Origin of the sequence: Actinopolymorpha sp. B17G11, from assembly GCF_040196095.1 — a bacterium.
Lineage (GTDB): Bacteria > Actinomycetota > Actinomycetes > Propionibacteriales > Actinopolymorphaceae > Thermasporomyces.
This window is the reverse complement of the sequence record NZ_JBEFTW010000051.1, coordinates 12,495-38,303: the sequence shown is the minus strand read 5'-3', so window position 1 is coordinate 38,303 and position 25,809 is coordinate 12,495. Positions and strand designations below refer to the sequence as shown.

At 68.5% G+C, this 25,809-nt stretch carries 21 protein-coding genes; 13 read left to right on the top strand and 8 right to left on the bottom strand.

Annotation, left to right across the window (positions count from 1 at the left end):
- The coding region (locus tag ABN028_RS32345) for a HAMP domain-containing protein (RefSeq protein ID WP_349699236.1) at positions 1-3,911 on the top strand (3,911 nt) is incomplete at its 5' end.
- Between the two features lie 24 nt (positions 3,912-3,935).
- Here ABN028_RS32345 and ABN028_RS32340 read toward each other — a convergent pair.
- Positions 3,936-4,772 (bottom strand): hypothetical protein, encoded by an 837-nt coding sequence (locus ABN028_RS32340; RefSeq protein ID WP_349699235.1) that lies wholly within the window; start codon positions 4,770-4,772, stop codon positions 3,936-3,938.
- 188 nt (positions 4,773-4,960) lie between these two features.
- On the opposite strand from ABN028_RS32340, the gene ABN028_RS32335 reads away from it, so the two are divergent.
- Together ABN028_RS32335 and ABN028_RS32330 are read left to right on the top strand one after the other, a co-directional pair.
- Positions 4,961-5,590, top strand: a complete 630-nt coding sequence (locus tag ABN028_RS32335; RefSeq protein WP_349699234.1) for a GNAT family N-acetyltransferase — start codon at positions 4,961-4,963, stop codon at positions 5,588-5,590.
- Positions 5,591-5,618: 28 nt separating this feature from the next.
- Positions 5,619-6,164: a mycothiol transferase gene (locus tag ABN028_RS32330; protein WP_349331277.1), complete on the top strand. Its 546-nt coding sequence runs from the start codon at positions 5,619-5,621 to the stop codon at positions 6,162-6,164.
- Between the two features lie 9 nt (positions 6,165-6,173).
- On the opposite strand, the gene ABN028_RS32325 is transcribed toward ABN028_RS32330, so the two are convergent.
- Both ABN028_RS32325 and ABN028_RS32320 read right to left on the bottom strand, forming a co-directional pair.
- The gene (locus tag ABN028_RS32325; protein WP_349699233.1) at positions 6,174-7,103 is read right to left on the bottom strand and encodes an RNA polymerase sigma-70 factor; all 930 of its coding nucleotides are present in this window, start codon (positions 7,101-7,103) and stop codon (positions 6,174-6,176) included.
- A gap of 36 nt (positions 7,104-7,139) precedes the next feature.
- Positions 7,140-8,003 (bottom strand): hypothetical protein, encoded by an 864-nt coding sequence (locus ABN028_RS32320; RefSeq protein ID WP_349699232.1) that lies wholly within the window; start codon positions 8,001-8,003, stop codon positions 7,140-7,142.
- Between the two features lie 221 nt (positions 8,004-8,224).
- On the opposite strand from ABN028_RS32320, the gene ABN028_RS32315 reads away from it, so the two are divergent.
- From ABN028_RS32315 to ABN028_RS32305, 3 genes are all read left to right on the top strand, one after another.
- On the top strand, positions 8,225-8,791 hold the full coding sequence (locus tag ABN028_RS32315) for a hypothetical protein (protein WP_349699231.1): 567 nt from the start codon (positions 8,225-8,227) through the stop codon (positions 8,789-8,791).
- Positions 8,792-9,028: 237 nt separating this feature from the next.
- Positions 9,029-11,995, top strand: a complete 2,967-nt coding sequence (locus tag ABN028_RS32310; RefSeq protein WP_349699230.1) for a discoidin domain-containing protein — start codon at positions 9,029-9,031, stop codon at positions 11,993-11,995.
- A 208-nt stretch (positions 11,996-12,203) separates the two neighbouring features.
- Positions 12,204-12,401: a hypothetical protein gene (locus tag ABN028_RS32305; protein WP_349331282.1), complete on the top strand. Its 198-nt coding sequence runs from the start codon at positions 12,204-12,206 to the stop codon at positions 12,399-12,401.
- Between the two features lie 106 nt (positions 12,402-12,507).
- Here ABN028_RS32305 and ABN028_RS32300 read toward each other — a convergent pair whose 3' ends face one another.
- The 5 genes from ABN028_RS32300 to ABN028_RS32280 form a co-directional block, all read right to left on the bottom strand.
- Positions 12,508-13,467, bottom strand: coding sequence for an ABC transporter ATP-binding protein (locus tag ABN028_RS32300; RefSeq protein ID WP_349699229.1), 960 nt, complete (start codon positions 13,465-13,467; stop codon positions 12,508-12,510).
- Positions 13,467-14,501 carry an ABC transporter ATP-binding protein gene (locus tag ABN028_RS32295; protein WP_349699228.1) on the bottom strand — a complete coding sequence of 345 codons (1,035 nt, stop codon included), beginning with the start codon at positions 14,499-14,501 and terminating at the stop codon, positions 13,467-13,469. Before ABN028_RS32295 ends, ABN028_RS32300 begins: the two co-directional genes overlap by 1 nt.
- Positions 14,498-15,334 (bottom strand): ABC transporter permease, encoded by an 837-nt coding sequence (locus ABN028_RS32290; RefSeq protein WP_349331285.1) that lies wholly within the window; start codon positions 15,332-15,334, stop codon positions 14,498-14,500. Before ABN028_RS32290 ends, ABN028_RS32295 begins: the two co-directional genes overlap by 4 nt.
- 55 nt (positions 15,335-15,389) lie before the next feature.
- Positions 15,390-16,349 carry an ABC transporter permease gene (locus tag ABN028_RS32285; protein ID WP_349331286.1) on the bottom strand — a complete coding sequence of 320 codons (960 nt, stop codon included), beginning with the start codon at positions 16,347-16,349 and terminating at the stop codon, positions 15,390-15,392.
- A 66-nt stretch (positions 16,350-16,415) separates the two neighbouring features.
- Positions 16,416-17,996: an ABC transporter substrate-binding protein gene (locus ABN028_RS32280; protein ID WP_349699227.1), complete on the bottom strand. Its 1,581-nt coding sequence runs from the start codon at positions 17,994-17,996 to the stop codon at positions 16,416-16,418.
- Positions 17,997-18,206: 210 nt separating this feature from the next.
- On the opposite strand from ABN028_RS32280, the gene ABN028_RS32275 reads away from it, so the two are divergent.
- The 7 genes from ABN028_RS32275 to ABN028_RS32245 all read left to right on the top strand — a co-directional run bounded on the left by ABN028_RS32275 (position 18,207) and on the right by ABN028_RS32245 (position 25,805).
- Complete coding sequence (locus tag ABN028_RS32275; protein WP_349699226.1) at positions 18,207-19,133, top strand: phosphotransferase family protein; 927 nt, start codon at positions 18,207-18,209, stop codon at positions 19,131-19,133.
- A 61-nt stretch (positions 19,134-19,194) separates the two neighbouring features.
- Entirely contained in the window at positions 19,195-19,959 is a 765-nt protein-coding gene (locus ABN028_RS32270; protein WP_349699225.1) for a nucleoside phosphorylase, read from the top strand.
- A gap of 98 nt (positions 19,960-20,057) precedes the next feature.
- A complete protein-coding gene (locus ABN028_RS32265) occupies positions 20,058-21,692 on the top strand; it encodes an alkaline phosphatase D family protein (protein ID WP_349699224.1) in 1,635 nt (544 codons plus the stop codon).
- Positions 21,693-21,771: 79 nt separating this feature from the next.
- Positions 21,772-22,917 carry an enolase C-terminal domain-like protein gene (locus tag ABN028_RS32260; RefSeq protein WP_349331291.1) on the top strand — a complete coding sequence of 382 codons (1,146 nt, stop codon included), beginning with the start codon at positions 21,772-21,774 and terminating at the stop codon, positions 22,915-22,917.
- A gap of 102 nt (positions 22,918-23,019) precedes the next feature.
- On the top strand, positions 23,020-23,415 hold the full coding sequence (locus tag ABN028_RS32255) for a DUF5684 domain-containing protein (protein ID WP_349331292.1): 396 nt from the start codon (positions 23,020-23,022) through the stop codon (positions 23,413-23,415).
- Between the two features lie 165 nt (positions 23,416-23,580).
- A complete protein-coding gene (locus ABN028_RS32250; RefSeq protein WP_349699223.1) occupies positions 23,581-25,404 on the top strand; it encodes a serine/threonine-protein kinase in 1,824 nt (607 codons plus the stop codon).
- An 86-nt stretch (positions 25,405-25,490) separates the two neighbouring features.
- Entirely contained in the window at positions 25,491-25,805 is a 315-nt protein-coding gene (locus ABN028_RS32245; protein WP_349699222.1) for a hypothetical protein, read from the top strand.
- Positions 25,806-25,809 lie beyond the last annotated feature (4 nt).

The window sequence follows — 25,809 nt, the reverse complement described above, 5'->3', positions numbered from 1 at the left end:
CGGTCAACGGCCTGCTCGACCAGCTCTCGGTCTTCGCCTCCGAGGTGACCCGTGTCGCCAGGGAAATCGGAACGGACGGCCGGCTCGGAGGTCAGGCGCAGGTGCCGGGGGTCGCGGGGACCTGGCGCGACCTGACCGACTCGGTGAACTTCATGGCGGCCAACCTCACCTCGCAGGTCCGCAACATCGCGCAGGTGGCGACGGCGGTCGCCCGCGGCGACCTGAGTCAGAAGATCGACGTGGATGCGCGGGGCGAGATCCTGGAGTTGAAGTCCACGATCAACACGATGGTGGACCAGTTGTCGTCGTTCGCCGACGAGGTGACCCGCGTCGCCCGTGAGGTGGGCACCGAGGGTCGGCTGGGTGGTCAGGCGCAGGTCCCGGCGGTCGGCGGTACGTGGCGTGACCTCACCGACTCGGTGAACTTCATGGCGGCCAACCTCACCTCGCAGGTCCGCAACATCGCCCAGGTGACCACGGCCGTCGCCCGCGGCGACCTGAGTCAGAAGATCGATGTCGACGCGCGGGGAGAGATCTCGGCGTTGAAGAACACGATCAACACGATGGTGGACCAGCTGTCGTCGTTCGCCGACGAGGTGACGCGGATGGCCCGCGAGGTGGGCACGGAAGGCCGCCTCGGCGGTCAGGCCCAGGTCCCGGGTGTGGGGGGTACGTGGCGTGACCTCACCGACTCGGTGAACTTCATGGCGGCCAACCTGACCGCGCAGGTGCGTTCGATCGCGCAGGTGACCACCGCGGTGGCTCAGGGGGACCTGAGTCAGAAGATCGATGTCGACGCGCGTGGTGAGATCTCGGCGTTGAAGAACACGATCAACACGATGGTGGACCAGCTGTCGGCGTTCGCCGACGAGGTGACCCGCGTCGCCCGAGAAGTAGGAACGGAAGGTCGACTCGGCGGTCAGGCTCGGGTCCGCGGCGTTGCCGGTACGTGGAAGGACCTCACCGACAACGTCAACATCATGGCCGAGAACCTCACCGGCCAGGTCCGCAGTATCGCCACCGTCGCCACCGCGGTGGCCGGCGGCGACATGAGCAAGAAGATCACCGTCGAGGCGTCGGGCGAGGTCGCGGCCCTCGCCGAGACGATCAACGGGATGGTCGACACGCTTCGTGCGTTCGCCGACGAGGTAACGCGGGTGGCCCGCGAGGTGGGTACGGAAGGAATTCTCGGCGGGCAGGCGCGGGTGCCCAACGTCGCCGGCACCTGGAAGGACCTCACCGACAGTACGAACTTCATGGCGAACAACCTGACCAGCCAGGTACGCAACATCGCCCAGGTCACGACCGCCGTCGCGCAGGGGGACCTGAGCAAGAAGATCGACGTCGACGCGCGGGGCGAGATCCTCGAGCTGAAGAACACCATCAACACGATGGTCGACCAACTCTCCGCGTTCGCCTCCGAGGTGACGCGCGTCGCCCGCGAGGTCGGTACGGAAGGCAAGCTGGGCGGGCAGGCCGAGGTCGTCGGCGTGTCCGGCACCTGGCAGCGGCTCACCGAGAGCGTCAACCACCTTGCCGGCAACCTCACGACCCAGGTGCGGGCGATCGCTGCCGTCGCGACAGCGGTCACCGAAGGCGACCTGACCCGGCAGATCACCGTGGACGCGTCCGGTGAAGTGGCGGAGCTCAAGGACAACATCAACCAGATGATCGCCAACCTGATGGAGACCACGAAGACCAACCTCGAGCAGGACTGGTTGAAGACCAACCTGGCCCGGATCTCGGGGCTGATGCAGGGCCACCACGACCTGAAGGCGTTGGCCTCCCTGATCATGAGCGAGTTGGCGCCGCTGGTCTCCGCCCAGTACGGAGCGCTCTACCTGGCCAGCCAGGGGCCGAACTCCGAGGTCGTTCTGGAGCGGACGGCGAGCTACGGCGCGCCCCCTTCGGATCTCGTCGAAGGCGTCAGGGCGAGGTTCCATCTCGGCGAGTCGCTCGTCGGCCAGGCCGCGGCGGACAAGAAGACGATCCTGATGGCGGGCGCACCGGAGAACCTGAAGATCGCCTCCGGGATGGGGACGGTCAGCCCGGCCAACGTGATCCTCGTCCCGGTGCTGTTCGAGGGCCAGACCCTGGGCGTGATCGAGCTCGGATCCGTCCGCGAGTTCACGCCCGTCCACCAGGACCTGCTGGACCAGCTGAAGGAGACCATCGGCGTCAACGTCAACACGATCGTCGCCAACTCGCGGACCGAGGCGCTGCTCGGTGAGTCCCAGCGCCTGGCGTCGGAGCTGCGGGCCCGTTCCGAACAACTCCAACAGCAGCAGGACGAACTGCAGCGTTCCAACACCGAACTCGCCGAGAAGGCCGCCCTGCTCGCGAGCCAGAACCGCGACATCGAGATCAAGAACATCGCGATCGAGCAGGCCAGCCAGGAACTCGAGGAGCGCGCCCAGCAGCTGTCGATGGCGTCGCGCTACAAGTCGGAGTTCCTCGCCAACATGTCCCATGAGCTGCGTACGCCGTTGAACAGCGCCCTCATCCTGGCGAAGCTGCTGTCGGACAACCTGGAAGGCAACCTGACACCGCAACAGATCGAGTTCGCCAAGACCATCCACGCGGCGGGGAGCGACCTGTTGCAGATGATCAACGACGTCCTGGATCTCGCCAAGGTGGAGGCCGGGCACATGGAACTCCTGCCGGTGCCGGTGCCGGTGGAGAGCCTTGTCACCTATGTCGAGTCGCTCTACCGGCCGCTCGCGGCCGACAAGGGGCTCGACTTCTCGGTGACGGTCTCCCCGATGGTGCCGGCGAGCCTGCAGGCCGACCGCCAGCGACTCCAACAGATCCTGCGGAACCTGCTGTCCAACGCGATCAAGTTCACGCACGAGGGAAGCGTCCGGTTGTCCATTCGTACGGCCGACCCGGCCGAGGTGAGCAGCCCGTCGTTGCGGGTGGCGCCCTCGCGCATCGCCTTCGTCGTCGAGGACACCGGCATCGGCATCCCGCCTGACAAGCTCGCGCTCATCTTCGACGCGTTCCAGCAGGCCGATGGGACGACGAGTCGGCAGTACGGCGGTACCGGGCTGGGTCTGTCCATCTGCCGGGAGCTGACCCGTCTGATCGGCGGAGAGCTGCAGGTCCACAGCGAGGCCGGCGCAGGCAGCACATTCACGCTCTACGTCTCGGCAGGGGAGCGGCCCACCCGGGCGGCTCTGACGGTCGCCGAACCGGAGGCGGTTCCGGGCCCCGTGCCGAGCCGTCATGTGGCCCGTTACGCGGAGCACTCCGGGAGCGGAGAGCGCCATGCCCCGCTGGGAAGCGCCGCGACGCAAGGGCCGGACGTGGGGGACCGGCTTGAACAGTCGCGCGGCGACAGGCCGTCGGGTGACGGGCCGTTGGGCGACGGGCCGTCGGGTGACGGGCCGTCCGGCGACGGGGCTGCCGAGCTGACGTCCCACGAACCCGCTCTTCGTCCTGAGGCGTCCGTCGTGGCGCCCGCTCCCGCCGTACCGGAGCAGGCAGCCTCACCAGAGGAACACGGACGCCCTTCCTGGCAAGACGGCGACACGGTGCTCGTCGTCGACGATGACCCGCGCTATGTCTACGCGATCACCACGACGCTCGAGCAGCACGGGCTGAATGTTCTCTGCGTCGACAACGGCCTGGCCGGCATCAGGGCGCTGGAACAGCATGACGACATCCGCCTGGTCCTGATGGACGTGATGATGCCCGCTCTGGACGGCAACGCCACGATGGCGACCATCAGGCGGATGCCCCGCTACCGCGACCTTCCGCTGATCGCGGTCACCGCCAAGGCGATGAAGGGTGACCGGGAGAAGAGTCTCGCCTCCGGTGCCACGGAGTACGTCGCCAAACCGGTCGACATCGAGTGGCTGCTCCAGCTGATCGCGACCTACCTTCCGACGGACACGCCGGCCCTCGAGTAGGCGCGGGAAGCACGCGCCGCCGCGTCACCTGATCCGGTCGACCTCATCGACGCGGCGGCTGGTGAGGCGGGCGCTCATCAGGCTGACCACCGCGACAACGCCGGCGACGACGAGCGGGATGATCAGCGCGGAGCGCAGGGAGTCGGCGAACGCCTCGGCGATGGCGGCGAGGACCGCGCGGGAGATGCCGTCGTCGACACCTGCGAGAGCGCTGTCCTGGATCGGGCCGATGAGCAGCATCTCCGCCAGAGTGCCGGCGGCGACCACGATGCCGACGACGGTGAGGGTGCGCCAGCGGTTCAGTGAGGTCAGCAGGGCAAGCGTCATCAGGCCGGCGGCAAGGACGGGGATGACGTATGCCAGAGTCGGCGCCATCCGTGCGATCGTGCGTACCTGTGCGAGCGCGGGAACGTCCACCAGCACGATGCTCGTCATCTCGTCCGGCAGTTCGGACGGAAGTACGGATCCTGCCGGGCCCAGCCGGTCCGCCAGCGGTCGGACCAGCTCACGGATGTCGACCGAAACCTCTCCACCGTTGCCGGTCAGCAGGCTTTCGCGGGCTGCCAGGCTGGCGGCGAGCCAGATCCTCGAGGCCCCGGGCGTACGCATCACCGCAGGGATCTCCTGCCGGACCACGTCGACGACGATCGGACTGAGCCCTTCGCCACCTCCTGCCACCGTTTCGGCCACCCGGTCGGCCATGGCGCGTTGGACAGAAGGGTCTTTCGCCAGCGGACCTACGGTGTCGGCGTAGGCGGTGCCGTGCAGTTGCGCGTTGAGCCACACGACCGGAACCACGGCCAGGACGGCCAGGCAGGCGAGCAGGGCGAGCACGCCTGAAGCCACGTGGCGTCCTCGCATGGTGGCAGTCTGTCAGCTCCGGGGTCGTCGAGAGCATTGAGCGCAGAGGTTGGGGAATTGCCGGACCTACGTGTCAGGGGTCAGCCCTTCGCATGTCTCGGCCACGACGTACCCGTCGTACCCCTGCGCGGTGGGTCGTGGGAAATTGTCTCGAACCGGAGCCCGACTGGAGCCTAGGATCGCGTGCCGTGACCGAGCAGGATCTCCCGGCAACCGATGAGGATCTCCCGCCGACGGAGCAGGCGACTGTGCTGACGACGCCGCGGCTCCGGCTGCGGGAGTTCACCATGGACGACGTCGACGCCCTGGTCGAACTCGACGCCGACCCCGAGGTCATGCGCTTTCTCACCGGCGGCAAGCCCACGCCACTGGAGGAGGTCCGCGACGAGGTTCTGCCGAAACTCCTTCGCGAGTACGCACTCTTCCCCGGCTTCGGTCGCTGGGCGGCGAACGAGAAGGCCACCGGCCAGTTCCTGGGATGGTTCGGGCTCCGTTCGGCCGAACGCATCGGGCCCGGCTGCGCCTCCCTCGGATACCGGCTCCGCCGAGCCGCCTGGGGCCGCGGTCTTGCGACCGAGGGGTCGCGTGCCCTCCTCGCCAAGGCGTTCACCGAACTCGGCGTGCAGCGGGTCTCCGCCGACACGATGGCGGTCAACCAGCGCTCCCGAAGGGTGATGGAGAAGGCGGGACTGACGTTCGTCCGTAATTATCACGAGTACTTCCCCGACCCGATTCCCGGAACCGAGCATGGTGAGGTCGAGTACGCCGTGACGAAGGTGGAATGGCTCCGACGGTTCGGCCAGGCGAATCCGAGGTAGACCGACTCATGGAGAGGGAGTGATCGGGATGAGGAGCGCCGACCTACTCGTCGATGCGTTCGGCCGGATCCGCGAGGAGGTCCACGCGGTCGTCGACGGCTTGTCGCCTGACGATCTTGCCTACCGCCTCGATGCCGCCGCGAACTCGATCGCCTGGCTGGTATGGCACCTGACCCGCGTCCAGGATGACCACCTCGCCGACGCGGCGGGAACACCGCAGGTCTGGACCGAACGCGGCTTCGTGGACAGGTTCGGTCTGCCGTTCGAGCCGTCGGCGACCGGCTACGGGCATGGCACCCACGAAATCGCGGCCGTACGGGTGCAGACGTCAGGACTGCTCACGAGCTACCACGACGCGGTTCACGACGCCACGGTCGCCTTCGTCGAACGGCTCGTCGACAGCGATCTCGACCGCATCGTCGACGAGGCCTGGGATCCGCCGGTGTCGCTCGGCGTACGACTCGTCAGCGTGATCGGCGACGACCTCCAGCACGTGGGGCAGGCGGCTTTCGTCCGCGGCGTCGTCGAACGCCGACCCGCCTGGCGCCTGGACGGACGCGAAGCTGACGGCTGACCTTGTGACCTAGCCTTCGCGCGGACGCCGGCCGGCGCCGGGAAGGCTCGCGGGATCCACCAGCGGGCCGAGGTGGCGGAGCTTGTCCGGGTTGAGGACATTGCGTAGGGCACGTACCTGGCCGTCCGCGATCTGGAGTTCGAAAATCGCGGCGAGGCGTCCCTCGGCGTCGACCATGCGGCCGCCCGGTTGGCCGTTGACCATGGTCGGTTCGAGCCGCCCACCGAACGTCGCGACCTGCCGGATGATGCCGAGCAGGAAGCGGGCGACCTGGACCCGACCCTGGATCGGCCTGGCGATGGCGGGCGCCTTGCCGCCACCATCGCCGTCGAACACGACGTCCTCGGCGAGTAGCTCTTCCAGCACGGTGATGTCACCGGTTTCGCAGGCCGCGAAGAAGGCGCGCGCGAGGTCGTCCCGGCGTTCGCGGGACGCCTCGAAACGTGGCTCGCCGGCGGCGATCCGGCGGCTTGCACGGGTGAAGATCTGGCGGCAGTTGACCACCGACTTCTCGACGATCCGGGCGATCTCGTCGTAGTCGTAGCCGAAGACCTCGCGCAGCAGGAAGACGGCGCGCTCGACCGGTGACAACGTTTCCAGGACGACGAGGAACGCCAGCGAGAGACTGTCGGCACGTTCGGCTCGGACGGCCGGGTCGGATTCGACGTCCGTGGCGAGCAAGGGTTCGGGCAGCCAGGACCCGACGTAGCGCTCTCTGCGTACTCTCGCCGACCGCAGTTGGTCGATCGCCAGCCGGGTCGTGACCGTGACGGCATAGGCGGACACCGATCTCACCTCGGCGGGCGTGCGATGCAGGCGGAGGAACGCCTCCTGGACGACGTCCTCGGCCTCGGCAACGCTTCCGAGCATCCGGTACGCGATCGAGAACATCAGCGGTCGCAGCTCGTCATGGTGCTCGGCTGCGAGATCGGTGGTCACGACCTCGATCCAACCACGTTCGCGCGAGCAGCTGCCTTACTTGGCAGCCGTGGTCGGTGCGAGGCGCTCGACGTGGAGATCGTCGCTCTGCCGCCGCCGGGTGAGGAGGCCGAGGATGATGCCGCCGACCGCGACAGTGATGGCCGCGAGGAGCAGCACGAGCAGGTCGGAACGCAACGATCGGGAAAATTCCTGCGCCACCGCGTCCAGGAGTGCGCGCGAGGTGTCGTCGTCGACCGTCGCGAGGTAGCGGTCCCGGGCCAGCCGAAGGGCGAGAATCTCGACCAGCGCGACGACGGCGACGCCGATCCCGGCGATCGCCAGGGTACGGAAGCGTCGAGCCGAGATCAGCAGGGCGAGCAACAGCAGACCGCCGGCGACGAGGGGAAGTGCCTGCGCCAGCGTCGTGGTCAACTGCGAACCTTCACGCGCCCGTGCAACGGCAGGTGAGTCGACCAGGACGACTCTCGAACTGTGCGCCGGGAGGTCGGCAGGTACGTCGAGGCCTTCGGCGCGCAGTCGTTCGGACAGGATGGCGACCAGCTCGTCGATGTCGACGGTCACCTTGCCGCCGTTGCCGCTGAGTAGGGCGTCGCGGGCAGCCAGGTTGGCCGCCACCCAGATCTCGGCAGCTTCCGGAGTGCCCAGCACCACAGGCACTTTGCTCTGGATCGTGTGGGCCACCGCCGGCGGGACCTCTCGCCCGGACGACTCGATCGCCTCCGCGAGACGGTCGCAGATGGCGCGTTGCACCTGCGGGTCGCGCGGCAGTGGGCGTACGGTCTCGGCGTAGTCGTCGGTATGAAGCTGTGCATCGAGCCACCGGACCGGAACCACGGCGACCGCCACGGCACATGCGAGCAGGACGAGCAGACTGGAAAACACACCCCGAGCCATCATCCGCCGCAGTCTGCCAGGGGCTGGGGCAATTTGTCAGTTTCGGGCCATTAAGTACCTATCGTCCTTGTTGGCGGTATGGGCGCTTCACGCGGCGCCACAGTGTGGCCGTGGGCGTCCCCTGCGACGTGGGCGCCACTTGCGACGCCGACGCCGCCATGATCATGAAGGGAATGCGGTCCATACGACTGGAAAACCTTCACGATCACGGTCATGATCACGGTGTGACGGGCGCGTGGTGGTGCAGGGCGGCGCTGTGCAGTGGCGTGCGGGGGAGCGTCCTTGGTGGCGTCATCGCCGTGGGTCTCTCGCTCGGGCTCGCGCCTGCGGCGTATGCGGACTGTGCGGAGCGCCCCGCGCCTTCGGCACATGCGTTCGAGGGAACGGTCATCGCGACCGACGACGGCGGGCGGACCGCCACGGTGGTCACTGAGAACGGCGACCAGGTGACGGTCGAGAACCCGGCCGCGGACGGTGTGTCATCGTCGGACCGGCGGTTCGCCGTCGGCGCGTTGTACGAGTTCCATCCGACCAACGCGACCAGTCCGTACCGCGACAACGGCTGCACCGCCACCCGTCGGCTGTGGGGCCCGCGGCCGGCACCGATCGAGCCGGGCCAGGGCTTTCTCCCCGCGTGGCTTCCGGTGGACGACCATGCCGGCGCCGCTGGATATGCGCTGGTACTTGCGCCGGTCGTCCTCGCCGTCCTGGCGATCGGCGTCGGGTTCGGCATGACCCGGAGAAAGGGCGCGGCCGGCCCGCCAGACGTTCAGCGGGAATCGTCGTCCTGACGTCGCCACTCCGCGGCACGGGACCGGAGCGCGCGACTGTTACCGCTGAGCGGGCGTAGCGACTCCTCCGCGGTAGCCGGACCACCTCCCGGGACGGTGTGCTGGGGCCGGACATCGACCTTTGCCGGCCATGGATTGTGGTCTAACCTCTGACCAGCATGGACCGGCACGATCCGTCACGTCCGATGGCGAAGGGGTGGGCTCGTGGGACGCGCTGCTTGCTGGCGAGGTGTTGTCGTGCCGCGGCGGGATCGGCTCCGGCACCTGCTGATGGCCGTCGTCGTCGCATGTGCGGGTCTGGCGGTCGCGATGCCCGCGGCGGCGCAGGATCGTACGACCAACGCCGAGGCGCTCGCCGCGGCGCCGGCTACCGGCGGGACGATCACCGTCGACGGGCGCGCCGGCGGGCGGACCTTCAACGGTGTCGGAGCGGTGAGCGCCGGAGCCTCGTCCCGGCTGCTCGCCGACTACCCCGAACCGGAACGCAGCCAGGTGCTGGACTATCTCTTCACGCCGGCGTACGGAGCGGCGCTCGACATTCTCAAGGTCGAGATCGGCGGCGAGACGAACTCCACCGACGGCGCGGAACCGAGCCACCAACGCGAGCCCGGTGTCGTCGACTGCGACCGGGGCTACGAATGGTGGCTCATGAAGCAGGCCCGCAAGCGCAACCCCGCCATCAAGCTCGCCGCGCTCGAATGGGGGGCGCCCGGCTGGTTCGACGGCGGCTTCTGGAGTCAGGACAATATCGACTACATCCTTTCCTGGCTTGACTGTGCGGCCTCACACGGCCTGCGCATCGACTACGTGGGCGGCTGGAACGAACGCGGCTACGACACGGACTGGTACGTCGCCTTCGACAAGGCGCTGGCTGAGCGGTTTCCCGACATCGAGATCATCGCGGCCGACGAGTGCTGTCGCGAAGATCTGTGGCGGGTGGCCGACGACATGGCCGCGAACCCGGCGTTCGACAACGCGGTCGACATCGCCGGCGTGCACTTCGCGTGCGGCAACCGCGACCAGCGCAGGGAGTGCCACAGCACCGAGACCGCGCGCGGCCTCGACAAACCGCTGTGGATGAGCGAGGTCAGCGCGCAGGCACACGACGTGGGCGCGGCGCCGGCCGCTCGGTCGATCAACCGGATGTACGTCGACGCTCGGCTGACGGGGTACCTGACATGGTCCGCGGTCTCTGCGTGGTACGCCCATTTCCCCATCGCCGACACCGGTACGATCCTCGCCGAATGGCCGTGGTCCGGCCACTACCAGGTCGGGTCGACGGTATGGGCGTTCGCGCACACGACGCAGTTCACCGACCCGGGCTGGCGCTATCTCGACACCGGCAGCGGCTATCTCGACTCCGGTGCGAGCTACGTGAGCATGGTGTCGCCGGCCGCCGACGACTTCACCACGGTGGTGGAGACGTTGGACGCCACCGAGCCGGCCACGGTGGAGTTCGACGTCACCGGAGGACTTCCCACCGATGGCGTCCAGGTGTGGTCCACCGATCTCGAGACCGCCACCCAGGCCGACGATTTCGTGCGTACGAAGGGAATCCAACCGGTCGACGGCTCCTTCACCATGACGCTGGAGCCAGGGCACGTCTACACGCTCAGCAGTACGACGGGGCAGGGCAAAGGCTCGGCACGCCCGCACGCGGGGATAGGCGAGGAAATGCCGCTTCCGTACCGCGAATCCTTCGACGACGACGAACCTGGCAAGCTCGCTGCGTACTTCTCCGATCTCAACGGCAGTTTCGAGACCGCGCCTTGTGCGGCCGGTCGCGCCGGCATGTGCTACCAGCAACAGACTCCCCAGCAACCGATCACGTGGAACTCCGCCGGGCGGATGGATCCGACGACCGTGGTCGGGGATCCGCGATGGTGGGGCGACTACCGCGTGCGGACGGCGTTCATGCTCGACGGCCCCGGCCATGTGGAACTCGTCGGGCGGTCGTCGGGTCATCCGGCGACAAGGGAGACCAAGCTCAGCGGCTATCACCTCCGCGTCGCGAGCGACCGGACCTGGGAGCTCACCAGTCACGACCAGTACGGCGGAGACCAGGTTCTTGCGACTGGCACGGTCGAGGTCGAAGTCGGCACCTGGCACACGATGGCACTGCACATGCGTGGTTCGGCGATCAGTGTGGAGGTCGACGACAAGCGACTGGCGACGGTCGAGGACAGGCGGCAACGCACTGGTTCCGTCGGGCTGGTCGTGAGCGGCTGGAACCATGCGCAGTTCGACGACTTCGCGGTGTCGGCGACCGCGCCGCGTCCGCGGTTCGTGCCCAAGGCAGATCTCGAGGCGTCCGCGACGACGAGCACCGGATTCCTTGGCGGGTATACCTATGAGGCCGCGCGGGCGGTCGACGACCGGCCGGAAACCTGGTGGTGGGCCGAGCACGAACAGGTCGCTCCGCTACCGCAGGCGATCACGGTCGATCTCGGTGCGCGCTACAAGACGCACGGGATCGTCGCGCAACCGCGGCTGCAGGCGTCGCCGATCGGCATCACCACGCGCTATCGGGTGTGGCTCAGCAACGATGGCAGGACCTACTCACCTGTCGCCGAAGGTTCCTGGGCGCTGACCAATGCGACGAAGACCGCGAGCTGGCCGGAACAGTCCGCCCGGTTCGTACGCCTGGAAGCGCTCGAGGCCGGGTGTCGCGGGCGTGCCGGTATCGGTGAGCTCGACGTCGCGCTGACACCCTTGATCGGGGGCACCGACGAGGGTGAGGACCTCAGCGGTTTCACCTACGTTCCCCAGGAACGGATGAGTGCGACGGCATCGTCGTACCAGGAGGGCTTCGAACCGTCGAAAGCCATCGACGGTTCCTGCACGACGATGTGGCACAGCCGCTTCGACCCGCCGGCGCCGCAACCGCACACGATCACCCTCGACCTGGGCGGCGACTATCCGGTCGAGGCGTTCATCTATCAGCCGCGGCACGACGTGAACAACAACGGCATCATCACGCGCTACCGCCTCTCCACCAGTAGGGATGGCGAGAGCTTCACCGTCGTGGACAGCGGAACCTGGTCACTCGACCTTTCGACCAAGGTGGTGCGGCTCGGGACGGCTCGGGACGCGCGATACGTACGCCTCGAGGCAGTCGACGGAGGGGCGGGCCTGGCATCGGCGGCGGAACTCGAGGTCGCGTACGACGCTGCTCGAGGCGTGCGCACCGCACAGGCACGCTGACACACGCGCCGCGACAGCCTCCCGATGGGGCGCGCCGCCCAACCGAACACCGGCGGGCCGCCCACCGCGGGAGCGTCGTGTGGCGTGGGAGGCGGCCGGGTGGTTGTTCGTGCATACGTTTATCGCCTCGCAAATCCGTCCATATGTGTGATGTTCACTGCTCGGTCGCTCCTCTCTCGCGACCCGCAGAGGGATCTGGAGGTTCGCTATGCGGATTGCAGCAGTTGTCGTCGTCATCTGGCTCGCCATCGGCGCCCTGGCAGCGGTCCAGCGGGGGTACTTCCAAGACTCCGAGGCAAGCTGCGCCGAGGCCGGGAACGTAGTGATCACGGTCGTGGCCGGACCGTTGAACTATGTGGGCGTCAACCCGAAGATCACGTGCAAGGTGCCGCAGCCATCCTCGTGACGGGGGTCGTTACGCGCACCGTCCACCACGGCTACTGTGCGGCGGACGTTGTTGCGGCACCGGCAGCCGCCCCGGTCCGACCTTCGGCCACGTGTCGTCGGCGTCTCTACGATTCCAGACGTTCGGCAAAGTGACAGGCAGCGAAACGGCCGGCTCCCACCTCCCGCAGCAGGGGGTCTTCGCGCTGGCACACATCTTCGGCGTACGCACAGCGCGGATGGAACCGGCACCCGGACGGCGGATGCGCGGCGTCCGGCACGTCGCCTACCACCACCGGGGCCGCTCGCCGGGCCTCGGCTTCTGGATCGGGCACGGGCACCGCGTCCTGCAGCGCACGCGTATAGGGATGCAGCGGCGAATCGGAAACCTGCCGCCAGGTGCCAAGTTCGACGATCCTGCCGAGATACATCACCGCGATCCGGTCGCTGATGTGCCGGACCATCCCAAGGTCGTGGGAGATGAACAGATAGGTGAGTCCGAGCTCGCCCTGCAGCCGGGCAAGCAGGTTCATCACCTCGGCGCGCACGGACACATCCAGGGCGGACACCGGTTCGTCGAGCACCAGCACCTCTGGCGAGACGGCCAGCGCGCGGGCGATGCCGACCCGCTGCCGTTGGCCGCCGGAAAGCTGGTGGGGATAACGTCTCGCGACCGATCCGGACAGTCCCACCAGCGAAAGAAGCTCGTCCACCCGCGCCCGCCGTGCCGCATCGTCGCGGCCGAGGCCGTGCACCTGGAGCACCTCGGCGAGCGTGCGTTTGACGGTGAGGCGCGGATTCAAGGCGGAGCACGGATCCTGGAAGACGAGCTGGATCCGCCGCCGCACCGACCGCAGCCGTGCACCGCGCGCCCGCGTGATGTCCTCGCCGTCCAGCAGGATCCGGCCTGACGTCGGATCGTCCAGACGGACCACCATCGTGGCGGTCGTCGACTTTCCGCACCCCGATTCTCCCACTACGCCTAGCGTTTCGCCGCGTCTCACGGAGAACGAAACGCCGTCGACGGCACGCACCACACCGCCGCCGCGCCCGCGGTAGTGCTTGACCAGCGACTCGACGGTGAGCATCACACCCACCGGCCCCGCGGAACCCAGCAGGCCGCCAGGTTCGTACCGCGTTGCTCCAGCACCGGTTCTTCTCGTACGCACTGATCGATCCGCTGCGGGCACCGGGGATGAAACGCACAACCGGCCGGCAGTGCCGCGATGTCCGGTGGAGCGCCCCCGACCTGGGGGAGCGGCGGGCGTTCGTCCCCGCGCATCGGTGGCAGCGACCGCAACAACCCGGTGGTGTACGGATGCTGTGGCGTGCGGAACAACGCCCGGCTCGGACCTGACTCGACCAGCCGCCCGGCGTACATCACCAGTACCCGGCGGGCGATCCGTGCGACGACACCGAGGTCGTGGGTGATCCAGATGACGGCGAGGCCGGTCCGCCTGGCGAGGGAGTCGACGAGCGTGAGGATCTGTTGCTGGATGGTGACGTCGAGCGCGGTCGTCGGTTCGTCGGCGATGAGCACGCGCGGGCGCAGGGCCACTGCCATCGCGATCATCACGCGTTGCCGCTGCCCGCCGGAGAGCTGGTGCGGATAGGACCGTGCGAGGCGTTCCGGATCGGGCAGGCTGACCTCGGCGAGGGCGTCGAGAGTACGTCGGCGAGCCGCTGACCCCCTTGTCCCGTGGGCTTCGAGGCCTTCGACGACCTGGTCACCGACCCGCATCAGCGGGTTGAGCGACGTCATCGGGTCCTGGTAGATCATGGCGATGTCAGCACCGCGGGACGCCCGCCGCGCCCGTGCGTCGAGGCCGAGCAGGTCGCGGCCGCCCAGCCGGACCGACCCGCAGGTGATCCGCGCGCCGTCGGGAAGCAGGCCCATGAGGGCCAACGCGGTGAACGACTTGCCGCTTCCGCTCTCCCCGACGAGCGCCACCGTCTCGCCTGCCCGGACGTCGAACGACACGCCCCGCACGATCGGCACCTCCCGGCCGGCACCCGACGACACTGATGCCCGCAGGTCGCGGACGGCCAGCACCGCCTCGCCGTCAGCGTCCGCAGCAGCTCCCACCGCGTCCGTCGTACCCTCCACACCGCCGGCCGTCATCTGCTCTGTTCCTTCGGGTCGAGTGCGGAACGCAGGCCGTCACCGAGCAGGTTCAACGCCAGCACGGCCACCACGATGGCCGCGGCGGGGAAGGCGAGCACCCACCATGCCGAGGTGACCAACGTCCGGGACTCGCTCACCATCGCGCCGAGCGACGGATCGGGCGGTTGCGTACCGAGACCCAGGAAGGACAACGCCGACTCGGTCATGATCGCCCACGAGAGCGCGAGCGCGACCTGGACGACGATCGGCGCACTGACGTTCGGCAGCACGTGCCGGAACACGATCCGCCCGGTCGAGAAACCGAGGACACGTCCCGCGCGTACGAAGTCGGCCTCGCGCACCGCCAGGGTCGGGCCTCGCGCCACCCGGACGAAGATCGGCAGGAAGACGACGGCGACAGCGATCGCGGTGTTGAACCAGCCCCGTCCCAGCGCCGCGATGACGGCGAGCGCGAGAAGCGTGGCAGGGAAGGCGAAAAGCACATCGCTGACGCGACCGGCCACCTGGTCCCACACGCCGCCTGCATAGCCGGACGCCACCCCCGCAACCGATCCGAGCAGCCCGGCCAGCCCGACCGACAACACGGCGACCCGCAGCGACGAGCCGATACCGGCGAAGACCCGCGAGGCGATGTCGCGGCCGAACTGGTCGGTGCCGAACCAGTACGCGGGCGATGGACCGGTGAGGCGGTCCACCGGGTGCTGGGCGATCGGGTCGTACGGCGTCACCCGCAGCGCCGCCGCCAGCGCCACGACCAGCAAGAGGCCCGTCACCACCAGCCCGATCCGGCCGTTGCGGTCCAGCCAGACCTGTCGCAGGAACGCCGTCATGCGAGCAACCTGGTCATGGTCATGGTCATGGGCAAGCGCATGAGCATGGGCATGGTCATGCGAGTCGCGTCCTCGGGTCGAGCAGCCGGTAGACGAGATCGACGAGCAGGTTCACGAGCACGAAGGCGACCGCGATCAGCAGCGTCGTACTCTGCACGACGGCATGGTCCTGTTGCACAATCCCGGTCAGCAGCAACCGGCCGAGCCCTGGCAGCGCGAAGATCTGCTCGATGATGACCGTGCCGCCCAGCAGGTAGCCGAACTGGATGCCGACGATCGTCACGATCGGGATCGACGCGTTGTGCAGCACGTGCCGCAGCCGCACCCGCTGCGCGGACAGCCCCTTTCCGTGTGCCGTACGTACGAAGTCGGCGCGGGCCACCTCGAGAAACGCCGATCTGGTCGTCCGCATGACATTGGCGACCAGTCCCACCGACAACACCGACGCGGGGTAGATCATCTGACTGAGGTTGCCGGCGACCGACTCGGTGAGGGGTACGTAGATGCCGGGGTCGGGAAAGTACGCGAACCACGCCGCGAGCAACCCGACCAGCACCGACGCGAGAACGAACTCCGGCAGAGCGAGCCCCAGCAGCCCGAACGCCTGCACGCCGACGTCCCGCGCCCGCCCGGGCCTACTCGCCGCCAGCATCCCGAGCGCCACCCCGATCGGCGTGGAGATGAGCGTCGCCAACACCGCCAGCTCCACGGTCACCGGCATGGCGGCGGCGATCAGCCCGGCCACCGACCGGCCGGAGTCGATCGATACGCCGAGGTTTCCAGTGACCACGCTTCCCAACCAGCTGGCGAACTGCGCGGGTAGCGGCTGGTCGAGCCCGTAGTAACGCTCCAGGGCGGCTCGCTGTGCGTCGTCGAGGACGCCGGACTCCGTGCCGAGCTTGGCGATGATGGCGTCACCAGGCAGTGCGCGCAGGACGAGGAACACCACCACGGCGACGCCGACCATCGTCAGCGCCGCGCCGGCCAACCGGCCACCGAGGTACCGCAGTGTCACCAGGCGCCAGCCATCTCAGATCCCCGCCATCTCAGAGCCTCCGCCACCTCAGAACTCTCAGCCACGTCAGCTGCCGCCGACCCGGGTCTGCGTGAGGTACTCGAGGGAGTCCGTCGGCAGGGCCTTGAACCCCTTCACGTCCTTGCCCACGAGGTAGTAGCTCTGGTCGCTCGCGATCCACACCCAGGGCGAGAGCCGGAGCATTTCCTGCTGCAGTTCACCGAACAGCAGCTCCCGCTCGGCCGGGTCGGTGGTCGCGTTGGCGTCGCGGAGCAGTTGGTCGAGCTGCTCGTCCGCCAGACCGGCCGGCCCGGCGAGGCTGCCGTTCTTCTCGAAGTACCGGCCGTACATGAGATACGGATCCGTGCTCCCGCCGTTCTTCGCGACCGCCGCGTCGTAGTCCGCAGCCAGCCACGCCTTGACGTAGACGCTGCTCTGCTGTTGCTGGAGTTTCAGGCGTACGCCGATCTTCGCGAGTTGCGCCTGCACCGACTGTGCGATGGTGCTCGCGGTCGCGTAGTTGCCGACCATGACGATCGTGTCGAGCGTGAACCCGTCGGGATGTCCCGCCTTCTCCAGCAGGGATCTCGCCGCGTCGAGGTCAGGTGGGTCACACGGAAGCCCTTGCAGGGCGTCGAACTCGTACGCCGGAGACGTGATCGGCCCGGTGGCCTCGCCGGTGCCGAAGTACGCGGTGTCGATCACCTCGTCGCGGTCGAGCGCGCACGCGATCGCCTGCCGGGCGGCCAGGTTTCGCAGCGGGCCGCGGCGGCCGTTGAGCTGCAGGACGTGATAGGCCAACGTGTCGGTACTGAGGAGTTGCACCTTCTCCTTGTCGACCTGTTTGGCGACGCTGGGATCGGAGACGAGGCCGAGGTCGAGGCTGCCGGCCACCATCCCGGACAGGATCGACGACTCGTCCGGGATCACCCGCAACTCCACGGTCGGCAGTGTGGGCGCGCCATCCCAGTAGTCACGGTTCGCGGTGAGTGTGACTTTCTGGCCCTGCTCCCATTCGGTCCAGCGGTACGCACCCGTGCCGTTGACCGCACGCTGTACCTTGCCGGCTTCGATGTCCTGCTGGTCGAGCATCGACGTGCCGACGTAGGTGAGCACGTTGAGCAGGGCCGTGTCGGGTCGGCGCAGGGTGAGCACCAGCGTCTGGTCGTCCGGTGTCTCGATGGTGTCGACGTTGCCGAAGTACGACGCGACGACCGAGCCGGTCTCCTCGTCGAGGATGCGTTCGAGCGTGGCCTTGGCGTCCGCGGCGGTGAAGGTCTCGCCGTTGTGGAATTCCACGCCGTTGCGCAGCGTCAGGGTGACGGTCCTCCCGTCGTCGCCGACGGTCCACTCGGTCGCGAGGCCTGGTTCCAGCTCGCCGTCGTCGTCGGTCTCGAGCAACGTGTCGTAGACGAGGTCGAGGGTCTGCACGGTGGGAAACGCCGTGGCCCGGGCGGGATCGACAAGGTCGATGTCGGCCGTCCGCGCGACGATGAACGGTCCGTCGTCCTTGCCGGGAGCGCCGCCACCCCCGCCACCGTCGCCGGTCATACCGCTGCCGGCGGGGCTGCAGGCCGCGGCTGCCAGGCTGGTCGCCAGCATGAGCGCGAGTCCGGCGACCGTTGCCCGGCGTGACGTGGTACGCACGACTTGCCTCCCGTTGTGACGACCTGCGGTCAAGTGCGGTTCGAGCGACGACGTTAACGCTTTACGGCTTCCGCTGTGAATAGGCAGCTTCTTTCCCGCCAGGTGCGTGCCGGCCCTGCGGTTGGATGACCTGTGCGGTTGGATGAGGGTTCCCCTCCTCCCACAGGTCCGGGTGAAGGGCACCCTCATCCAACGAAAGGTGCGTGCCTGATGACCGAGCTGCGGCCGGTGGCCGCGCCCGTTCCGCTGACCGGCGACGAGGTGGCGGACGCTGTGTCGCGATGCCTGCGTACGACGGTCGACGGTGTGACGACGCTGGCCGGCTACGTCGGCAACCAGGACTTCATGGTCCGGACGCCGGCTGGCGACTACGTGCTCAAGGCGGGTGACGCGACCAGCCTCCACGCGGAGGCATGGGCCTGCGAAACGGTTCGCGCGGCCGGAGTATCGGCTCCCGAGGTCGTCGCGCTCGAGTTGGACCGCGCCACGCTGCCCGAACCGTTCGTGCTCATGCGCCGCCTGTCCGGTGCCGGCGTCGGCGAAGGCCACGGCGCCCTTGTCGAAGCGGGTCGCCAGCTCCGCGTGCTGCACGCCCTGCACGCCGACGGGTTCGGTTTCCTGCACGACGCGCCCGGCGACCTTCCGACACCTCGCGGTCCGTACGCCACCTGGGCGGAGTTCACGAACGAACCGTTCGACTGTCTGAACGAACTGGTCGCCCACGAGGTGCTCACTCCCGCCCTGGCCAGTCGCCTGCGGATCGGGCTTGACGGTCATCGCGAGACCGTCGCGTACGACGGGCCGGCCGTCCTCCTGCACGGCGACCTGCATCCACGGCACGTGTTCGCCGACGGGGACGAGTTCACCGGCATCATCGACTGGGGCGACGTCGCCGCCGGCGATCCGGTGTTCGACCTCAGCCGCTTCTCGCGCGCCGATCCCGCGTCACTGACGTGCCTGCTCGACGGTTACGGCCTGGACCCGGATTCCGACCTGTCCCTCCGGCTGGCGGTCTACCGGATGATCTGGACGACCATCGTCCTGCGTGACGAGCTGCGGGCCGGAGGCGACTGGTTCGCCGTGCACCGCGAAGCCATCGAAGCCGACCTCGACCGCCTCGGCGTCCCCACGGTGTGACCCGCGACCCCGCGGTCTTGTTGGCCTGGCGCGATCACCAGCCGCCCGGCAGGCTGGCGGCATGACGTCGTACCCGATGACGGAAGGCAAGCACCGCTCGGACTCCCTGGTCCCGCTCCCCACCGGGCCGTTCCCCGCAGACCCACCCCGGGCGGCCGTCCTGTGTTATCCCCGTTGGTTGTTGCGCGAGGTGCTCGGCTCCGAGCCGACCAGCACCTATCCGTGGGCGTACCGGGGTGATGTCCACCGGCTCGACGCCACCGATGGCCAGGTGGCACTTGTGGGCGGGATCGGTGTCGGTGCGCCCGCGGCCGCCATGCTGGTCGAGGAGCTCGGCGCCCACGGCGTACGCCAGTTCATCGTCATCGGAATGGCCGGCGGCCTCCAGAACGACCAGGAGCCGTGCGGTTTCGTCGTCGCCGACCGCGCCCTCCGCGACGAGGGCCTGTCGCACCACTACCTGCCCCCCGCCCGGTTCTGCACTCCGTCCACCGAGCTGGCGGCGCGGCTCACCCGCGAGCTCCAGACGAACGCTGGAACGACGTCGGTGCGGGTCGGTACGACCTGGACGACAGACGCTCCCTATCGGGAGACGGCCGAAGAAGTGCGGCGCTACCAGACCGAGGGCGTTCTCACCGTCGAGATGGAGGCGGCTGCGGTGTTCGCGGTGGCCGAGGTCCGAGGGTACGACGCCGCCGCCGGTTTCGTGGTGAGTGACCTGCTGACGGAGCGGGGATGGGCCGGCCACTTCAAGACCCAGCGCCTCCGGCCGAACCTGCGCGCCCTCCTTGTCGCCGCCAGGGACGCCCTCACGCCGAGTTCCTGACCGGTCACGGCCGGAAGTCCTCAACCTTCCGAACCCGGACCAACCGGCGCAATACCGTGGTCCCGGCCGGGACGACGAGCGTCGGACGGGGCGGCACGATGGCGAGGAACAACAGCTGGGGAGCCGAGGCGGTACGCGGGCGGCGGGCGGGGATCGAACGACGCGCACTGCTCGCCGCCGGCCTGGGTGGACTGGGGATGTACGCGGCCGGGTTCACCCATGCGAAGGCCTCGGCGGCACCACTCGCCTCGACGGAGTACCCGTTCACCCTCGGCGTCGCGTCCGGCGACCCGCAGCCCTCGGGTGTGGTGCTCTGGACGCGCCTCGCACCGGAACCGCTCGCTCTCGACGGCCGGGGCGGCATGGCCGACCGACGGGTGAGCGTCCGCTGGGAGATGGCGCATGACGAACGCTTCCGGACGGTCATCCGGGAGGGCGAGGCGCCAGCCGTTCCCGAGCTGGGCCACAGCGTCCATGTGGAGGTCAACGGCCTCAAACCCGGGCGCGAGTACTTCTACCGTTTTCGTACGGGCAAGTTCGAGAGCCCGGTCGGCCGGACCCGCACCCCTCCCGCCACGAGCGCCGACCTGAGCGAGCTCCGCTTCGGCGTCGCCTCCTGCCAGGTGTGGTGGGGCGGCTTCTACACCGCGTACCGGCACATGGCCGAAGACGACCTCGACGTGGTGTTCCACCTGGGCGACTACATCTACGAGAACACCATCCCGGCGGACGGCCTGCATCGCAAGACCGCGCTGCCAACGGAGATCCGGAACGAACCGCTCTCGCTCGCCGACTACCGCAACCGGCACGCGTTGTTCCACAGCGATCCCGACCTGCAGGCCGCACACGCGGCGGCGCCGTTCGTCCACACCTGGGACGACCACGAGGTGGACGACAACTGGGCCGGCGACATCTCGCGCGACATCGGCCAGGACCCGGCGGAGTTTCGCGTACGACGGGCCGCGGCCGCGCAGGCCTACTACGAGAACCTGCCGCTGCGCCTTCCCCAGAAGCCAAGCGGTCCTGACATCCAGCTCTACCGGACCCTCACCTACGGCCGCCTCGCGACCTTCCACGTTCTCGACGGCCGGATGTTCCGCGATGACCAGGCCTGCGGAGACGGCACGAAAGTCGACTGCGCCGAACGCCTCGACCCGGCGCGCACGATGCTCGGCTTCGACCAGGAAAGCTGGCTCTACGACGGACTCGCCCATGCCGGTACGACGTGGAACGTGCTCGCCAACCAGGTACCGATCACCCAGTGCGACCTCGACACCGCCGAACCGATGCCGCTGTTCATGGACGCGTGGGACGGCTACAAACCGGCGCGGGACCGGCTCTTCCAGGCGTTCACCGAAAGGAGTGTCGCCAACCCGGTGGTGGTCAGCGGCGACCGGCACCGGCACATGGTGTCGGATCTGAAGGCGAACTTCGACGATCCCGACTCGCCCACGGTCGCCGTCGAGTTCACGGGGACGTCGGTCACCTCCGGCCAGGACGGTGCGGACCTCGACGAGCACGACCGGACAGTGCTGGCCGCGAACCCGCACGTGAAGTTCATGAACAGCCAGCGCGGCTACATTCGCATGACCGTCACCCCGGAGCGCTGCCAGTCCGACCATCTGGTGACGCCGTACGTCTCCACCCCTGGCGCGCCGATCAGCACCCGTGCCACGTTCGTCACCGAGGCCGGCAGTCCAGGTCTCCAGCTCGACACCCAGTCCCGGACCTGACGAGGGGTGGCCGGCCGGGACAAGCCGCACCACGAGAGAGGAACTGAGCAGGATGTCCCGGGACCTTCGGATCCGGCGCGTGACCGTCCGGACCTACGCATGGACGATGCCCGATCTCGGCGTCGACTACAACGGCTTCAACAACGTCTACCAACGGGGAAGCACCACGCGGCACGCGGGCCACGTCCTCACGATCGAGACCGACGCCGGCATCACCGGAGAGTATGCCGGCGGGAGCGGAATCGCCTACGCGCAGGTCGGCATGGTCGCGCCGTACCTCATCGGCAAGGACGCCTTGACACGCGAGCTGATCTGGAACGACCTGAAACGCGCCCTGCGCAAGCAGGACCGGTTCGGCATCGGGCCGATCGACATCGCACTCTGGGACATCGCCGGCAAGGCCTACGACGCGCCGATCTACGAGCTACTCGGCGGCTTCCGGACCAAGCTGCCCGCTTACGCCTCCACCTACCACGGTGACGAGAACGGCGGACTGTCGACACCCGAGGCGTTCGCCGACTTCGCCGTGCAGTGCCGCGACATGGGCTATCCGGCGTTCAAGATCCACGGCTGGGGCAACGGGCCGATAGCGCGCGAAGTGGCCGCGGTCCTCGCGACCCGCGAGGCGGTGGGCGACGGAATGGACCTGATGATCGACCCGGCCTGCGAGTACGAAACCTTCGCCGACGCGCTGAAGGTCGGCCGCGCGTGCGACGAGGCTAACTACTTCTGGTACGAGGACCCGTACAAGGACGGCGGTGTCTCGTCGTTCGCGCACCGCAAGCTCCGCCAGCTGATCCGCACGCCGCTGCTGCTGGGCGAGCATGTCCGCGGACTCGAACCGCACGTGGACCAGATCGTCGCGGACGGCACCGACTTCGTACGCGCCGACGCCGACTACGACGGCGGCATCACCGGCGTCATGAAGCTGGCCCACGCCGCGGAGGGATTCGGCCTCGACTGCGAGATCCACGCACCCGGCGCGGCTCACCGGCACTGCATGGCGGCCATCCGGAACACCAACTACTACGAGCTCGGCCTGGTCGCGCCCGGCCTCGACGCGAAACGCAACCATTGCCAGGTGTACGCCGACGGCTACGCAGACGACCTGGACTCCGTCGACGGCGAGGGTTGTGTTCCGGTGCCGACCGGACCCGGCCTGGGCGTCACGCTCAACTGGGACTGGATTCGCGCGCACGAGACCGGAGTTGTCGTGCACGAATGAGGTCGAACGCCTTCCCCCGCGCCCGCCCCTGTGGACAAGCGAATCGCGCGTTGCCTGGCATGCCCTAAGGTGTCGTCCCTGTTTGTCGACAAGGAGGACTACGTGAACGGAACCGATCCGGGCGCCGGTATCAGTCCGGTCGTAATGATCATCTACCTGGCCATCCTGGTGTTGATGATCGCCTCGATGTGGAAGGTCTACTCCAAGGCGGGACAGTACGGCTGGGCCGCGATCATCCCCATCTACAACATCTATGTGTTGCTGAAGATCGCCGGACGGCCAGGCTGGTGGACGATTCTGTACTTCGTCCCACTGGTCAACATCGTCATCTCGATCATCGTCTCGCTTGATGTGGCGAAGTCGTTCGGCAAGAGCGGCGTCTTCGGCTTCTTCGGACTGTGGCTCTTCGGCATCATCGGCTTCCCGATGCTCGCTTTCGGCAGCGCGCAGTACCAGGGCCCACAGGTCGCTGGCGCTGGCGCTCACGCCACCGCCTGAACCACCGGCTCTCACCGTGGCCCCGGACCGCACCTGGTTCCGGGGCCACACTCATGCTCGGAGCTCCGTTCACTGATCAACCCTGACGACGCGCCACGCCCCGGGCGGTCCTAGGGTTGTCGCCACAGGGGTGGGAGTTCTCAGGGGTGGGACGAGTGGGGCAGGATGAGTGAGGACGACCGGCTGATCGCCGGCCGGTATCGCCTGGGCGTACGCATCGGCAGTGGCGGGATGGGTGTCGTCTGGCAGGCGTACGACGAACGACTCGGACGCACGGTCGCGGTCAAGCGACTGCTGCTGCCGGCCTACCTGGCCGGAGCCGAGGCCGAGGAGGCGAAGCAGCGCGCGAGGCGCGAGAGTCGCATCGCGGCGCGGATCCAGCATCCGAACGTCATCGCCATCTACGACGTGGTCGAGGACGAGGGGCACACGTGTCTCGTGATGGAGTACCTCCCCTCGAAGAGCCTGTCGGAGGTCGTCGAGGAACGCGGACCTCTTCCGCCGGTTGAGGTGGCGCAGATCGGTGTCCAGGCCGCGAGCGCGCTCGCCGCCGCGCACGCGGTCGGGGTGGTCCACCGCGACGTCAAGCCGGGCAACGTGTTGCTGGGCGACGGTGATGCTCGCACGGTCAAGATCGTCGACTTCGGGATCGCACGGGCGGCCGGCGACGTCACCATCACCATGACCGGGCTGATCTCCGGCACTCCCGCGTTCCTGTCGCCGGAGGTCGCCAAGGGGGAGAACGCGACGTCCGCGTCCGACGTCTTCTCGCTGGGCGCGACGTTGTACGCCGCGATCGAGGGCGCGCCGCCGTTCGGTCGGCACGACAACGCCATCGCGCTGCTGCACCGGGTCGCGTCCGGGCAGATCAACCCGCCACGGCAGGCCGGCGTGATGACACCTGTGCTGTTGCGGATGCTCAATCCGAACCCGGCGGGGCGCCCGAGCATGACCGAAGCCAGCCGGGTGCTGGAGGCCCTCGCATCGAGGGGCGGGGGCACTGCCCGTGACCACACGACACTTCTGCCGCCGGTTCTGCCCGTCCGCTCGTTTCCCGGCCCAACGCCCGCCCCTCCGCCGGCCGGACAGTCCGTCCCTGCTGGCGAGTCCGTGCCTGCTGGCGAGTCGGCTTCGGCAGGCGATTCGGCCTCGGCACGCGAGTCGACCCCGGTACGCGAGTCGGTCGAGGAGCCGCCCACGCAGGAGGTCGCACCGGCCGACTCCTCACCGGCCGACTCCTCACCGGCCGGCGACGTGCCACCCCAAGAGGCCCCCTTCGCGCAGGTGATCTCGGTCGAGTGGGGCGAGGCGTCCACGCAGGACGGGCCGGACACGCCCGCGCCACCGGGCGACAGGATCGCGCCGGTGCACGTCGGACCCACCGGCCCGCCGACCTCCCGGCGGACGCGGGCCGCAGTCTGGATCGGCGCCCTGGCGTGCGTACTCGCCCTCGCCGGCCTCGCCGCCGCGTTCGCGCTGCCCACGTTGTTGGGCATCGGTGACCCGACCGGCGCGCCGACCGGCAAGGCCGATCAGGGGGAGAAGTCTGAGGGTGCGACACCTGACCCGCGGGCTCGCCGGAGCGAACCGCAGCGGACACCTGACCGCTCTCCCAGCCCCGACACCTCGCCGTCGACCACAGCGAACAACGACCAGAAAGCCAACAAGCCCAGTCGTAGCGCCAGGGAAACGCTCCTCGCCTACTACCGGTTGATGCCGGACCACCCGAACACCGCCTACACCTGGCTGAGCTCGCGCTACCGGCAGGCGACCTCCGGCAGTTATGCCAACTACCGGTCGTGGTGGTCCCAGTTCCGGTCCGTGGAGGCGTCGGTGCTCTCGGCCAGTGGCGGCAACCCGGCCACCGTGGTCGCGCGGGTGGACTACACCGGGCGCGACGGCCGGCAGTTCAACGAGGTGCACCGCTACACGCTGGTACGCGACGGACGCCGGTGGCTCATCGACGCATCCACCGTGGTCCGTGGCTAGAAGCCGGCGGCTCCGTGGCTGGCGAACCACGTGCCGACCTGGCGATCGACGTACGCTCCGGGAAAGTCGCGATGGGAGGAGGCGTCATGCGAGCATTGACGGTCTCGCCCGAACAGACCCGCTCCGCCGGTGACCCGCGGCGGATCGCGATCATCCTGCCTGGTGGTGGCTACACCCCTGCCGGACCGCTGCTGCACTTCGCGCGGGCGGTGCTCGTTCGCCACGGGTGGACGGTGCAGGAGCTCTGGTGGGACACGCAGGCCTGGCCCGGCGCGTGGGTGGAGCGGGCAGATCACGTGTGCGACTACGCCACCTGGGCTCTCGACCAGGAAGACGCCGAGCGCGCCCTCCGGCAGGTGGTCGCGGCGATGGACGCGTTTGTCGCCCGGGGGATTGGATAGCGTA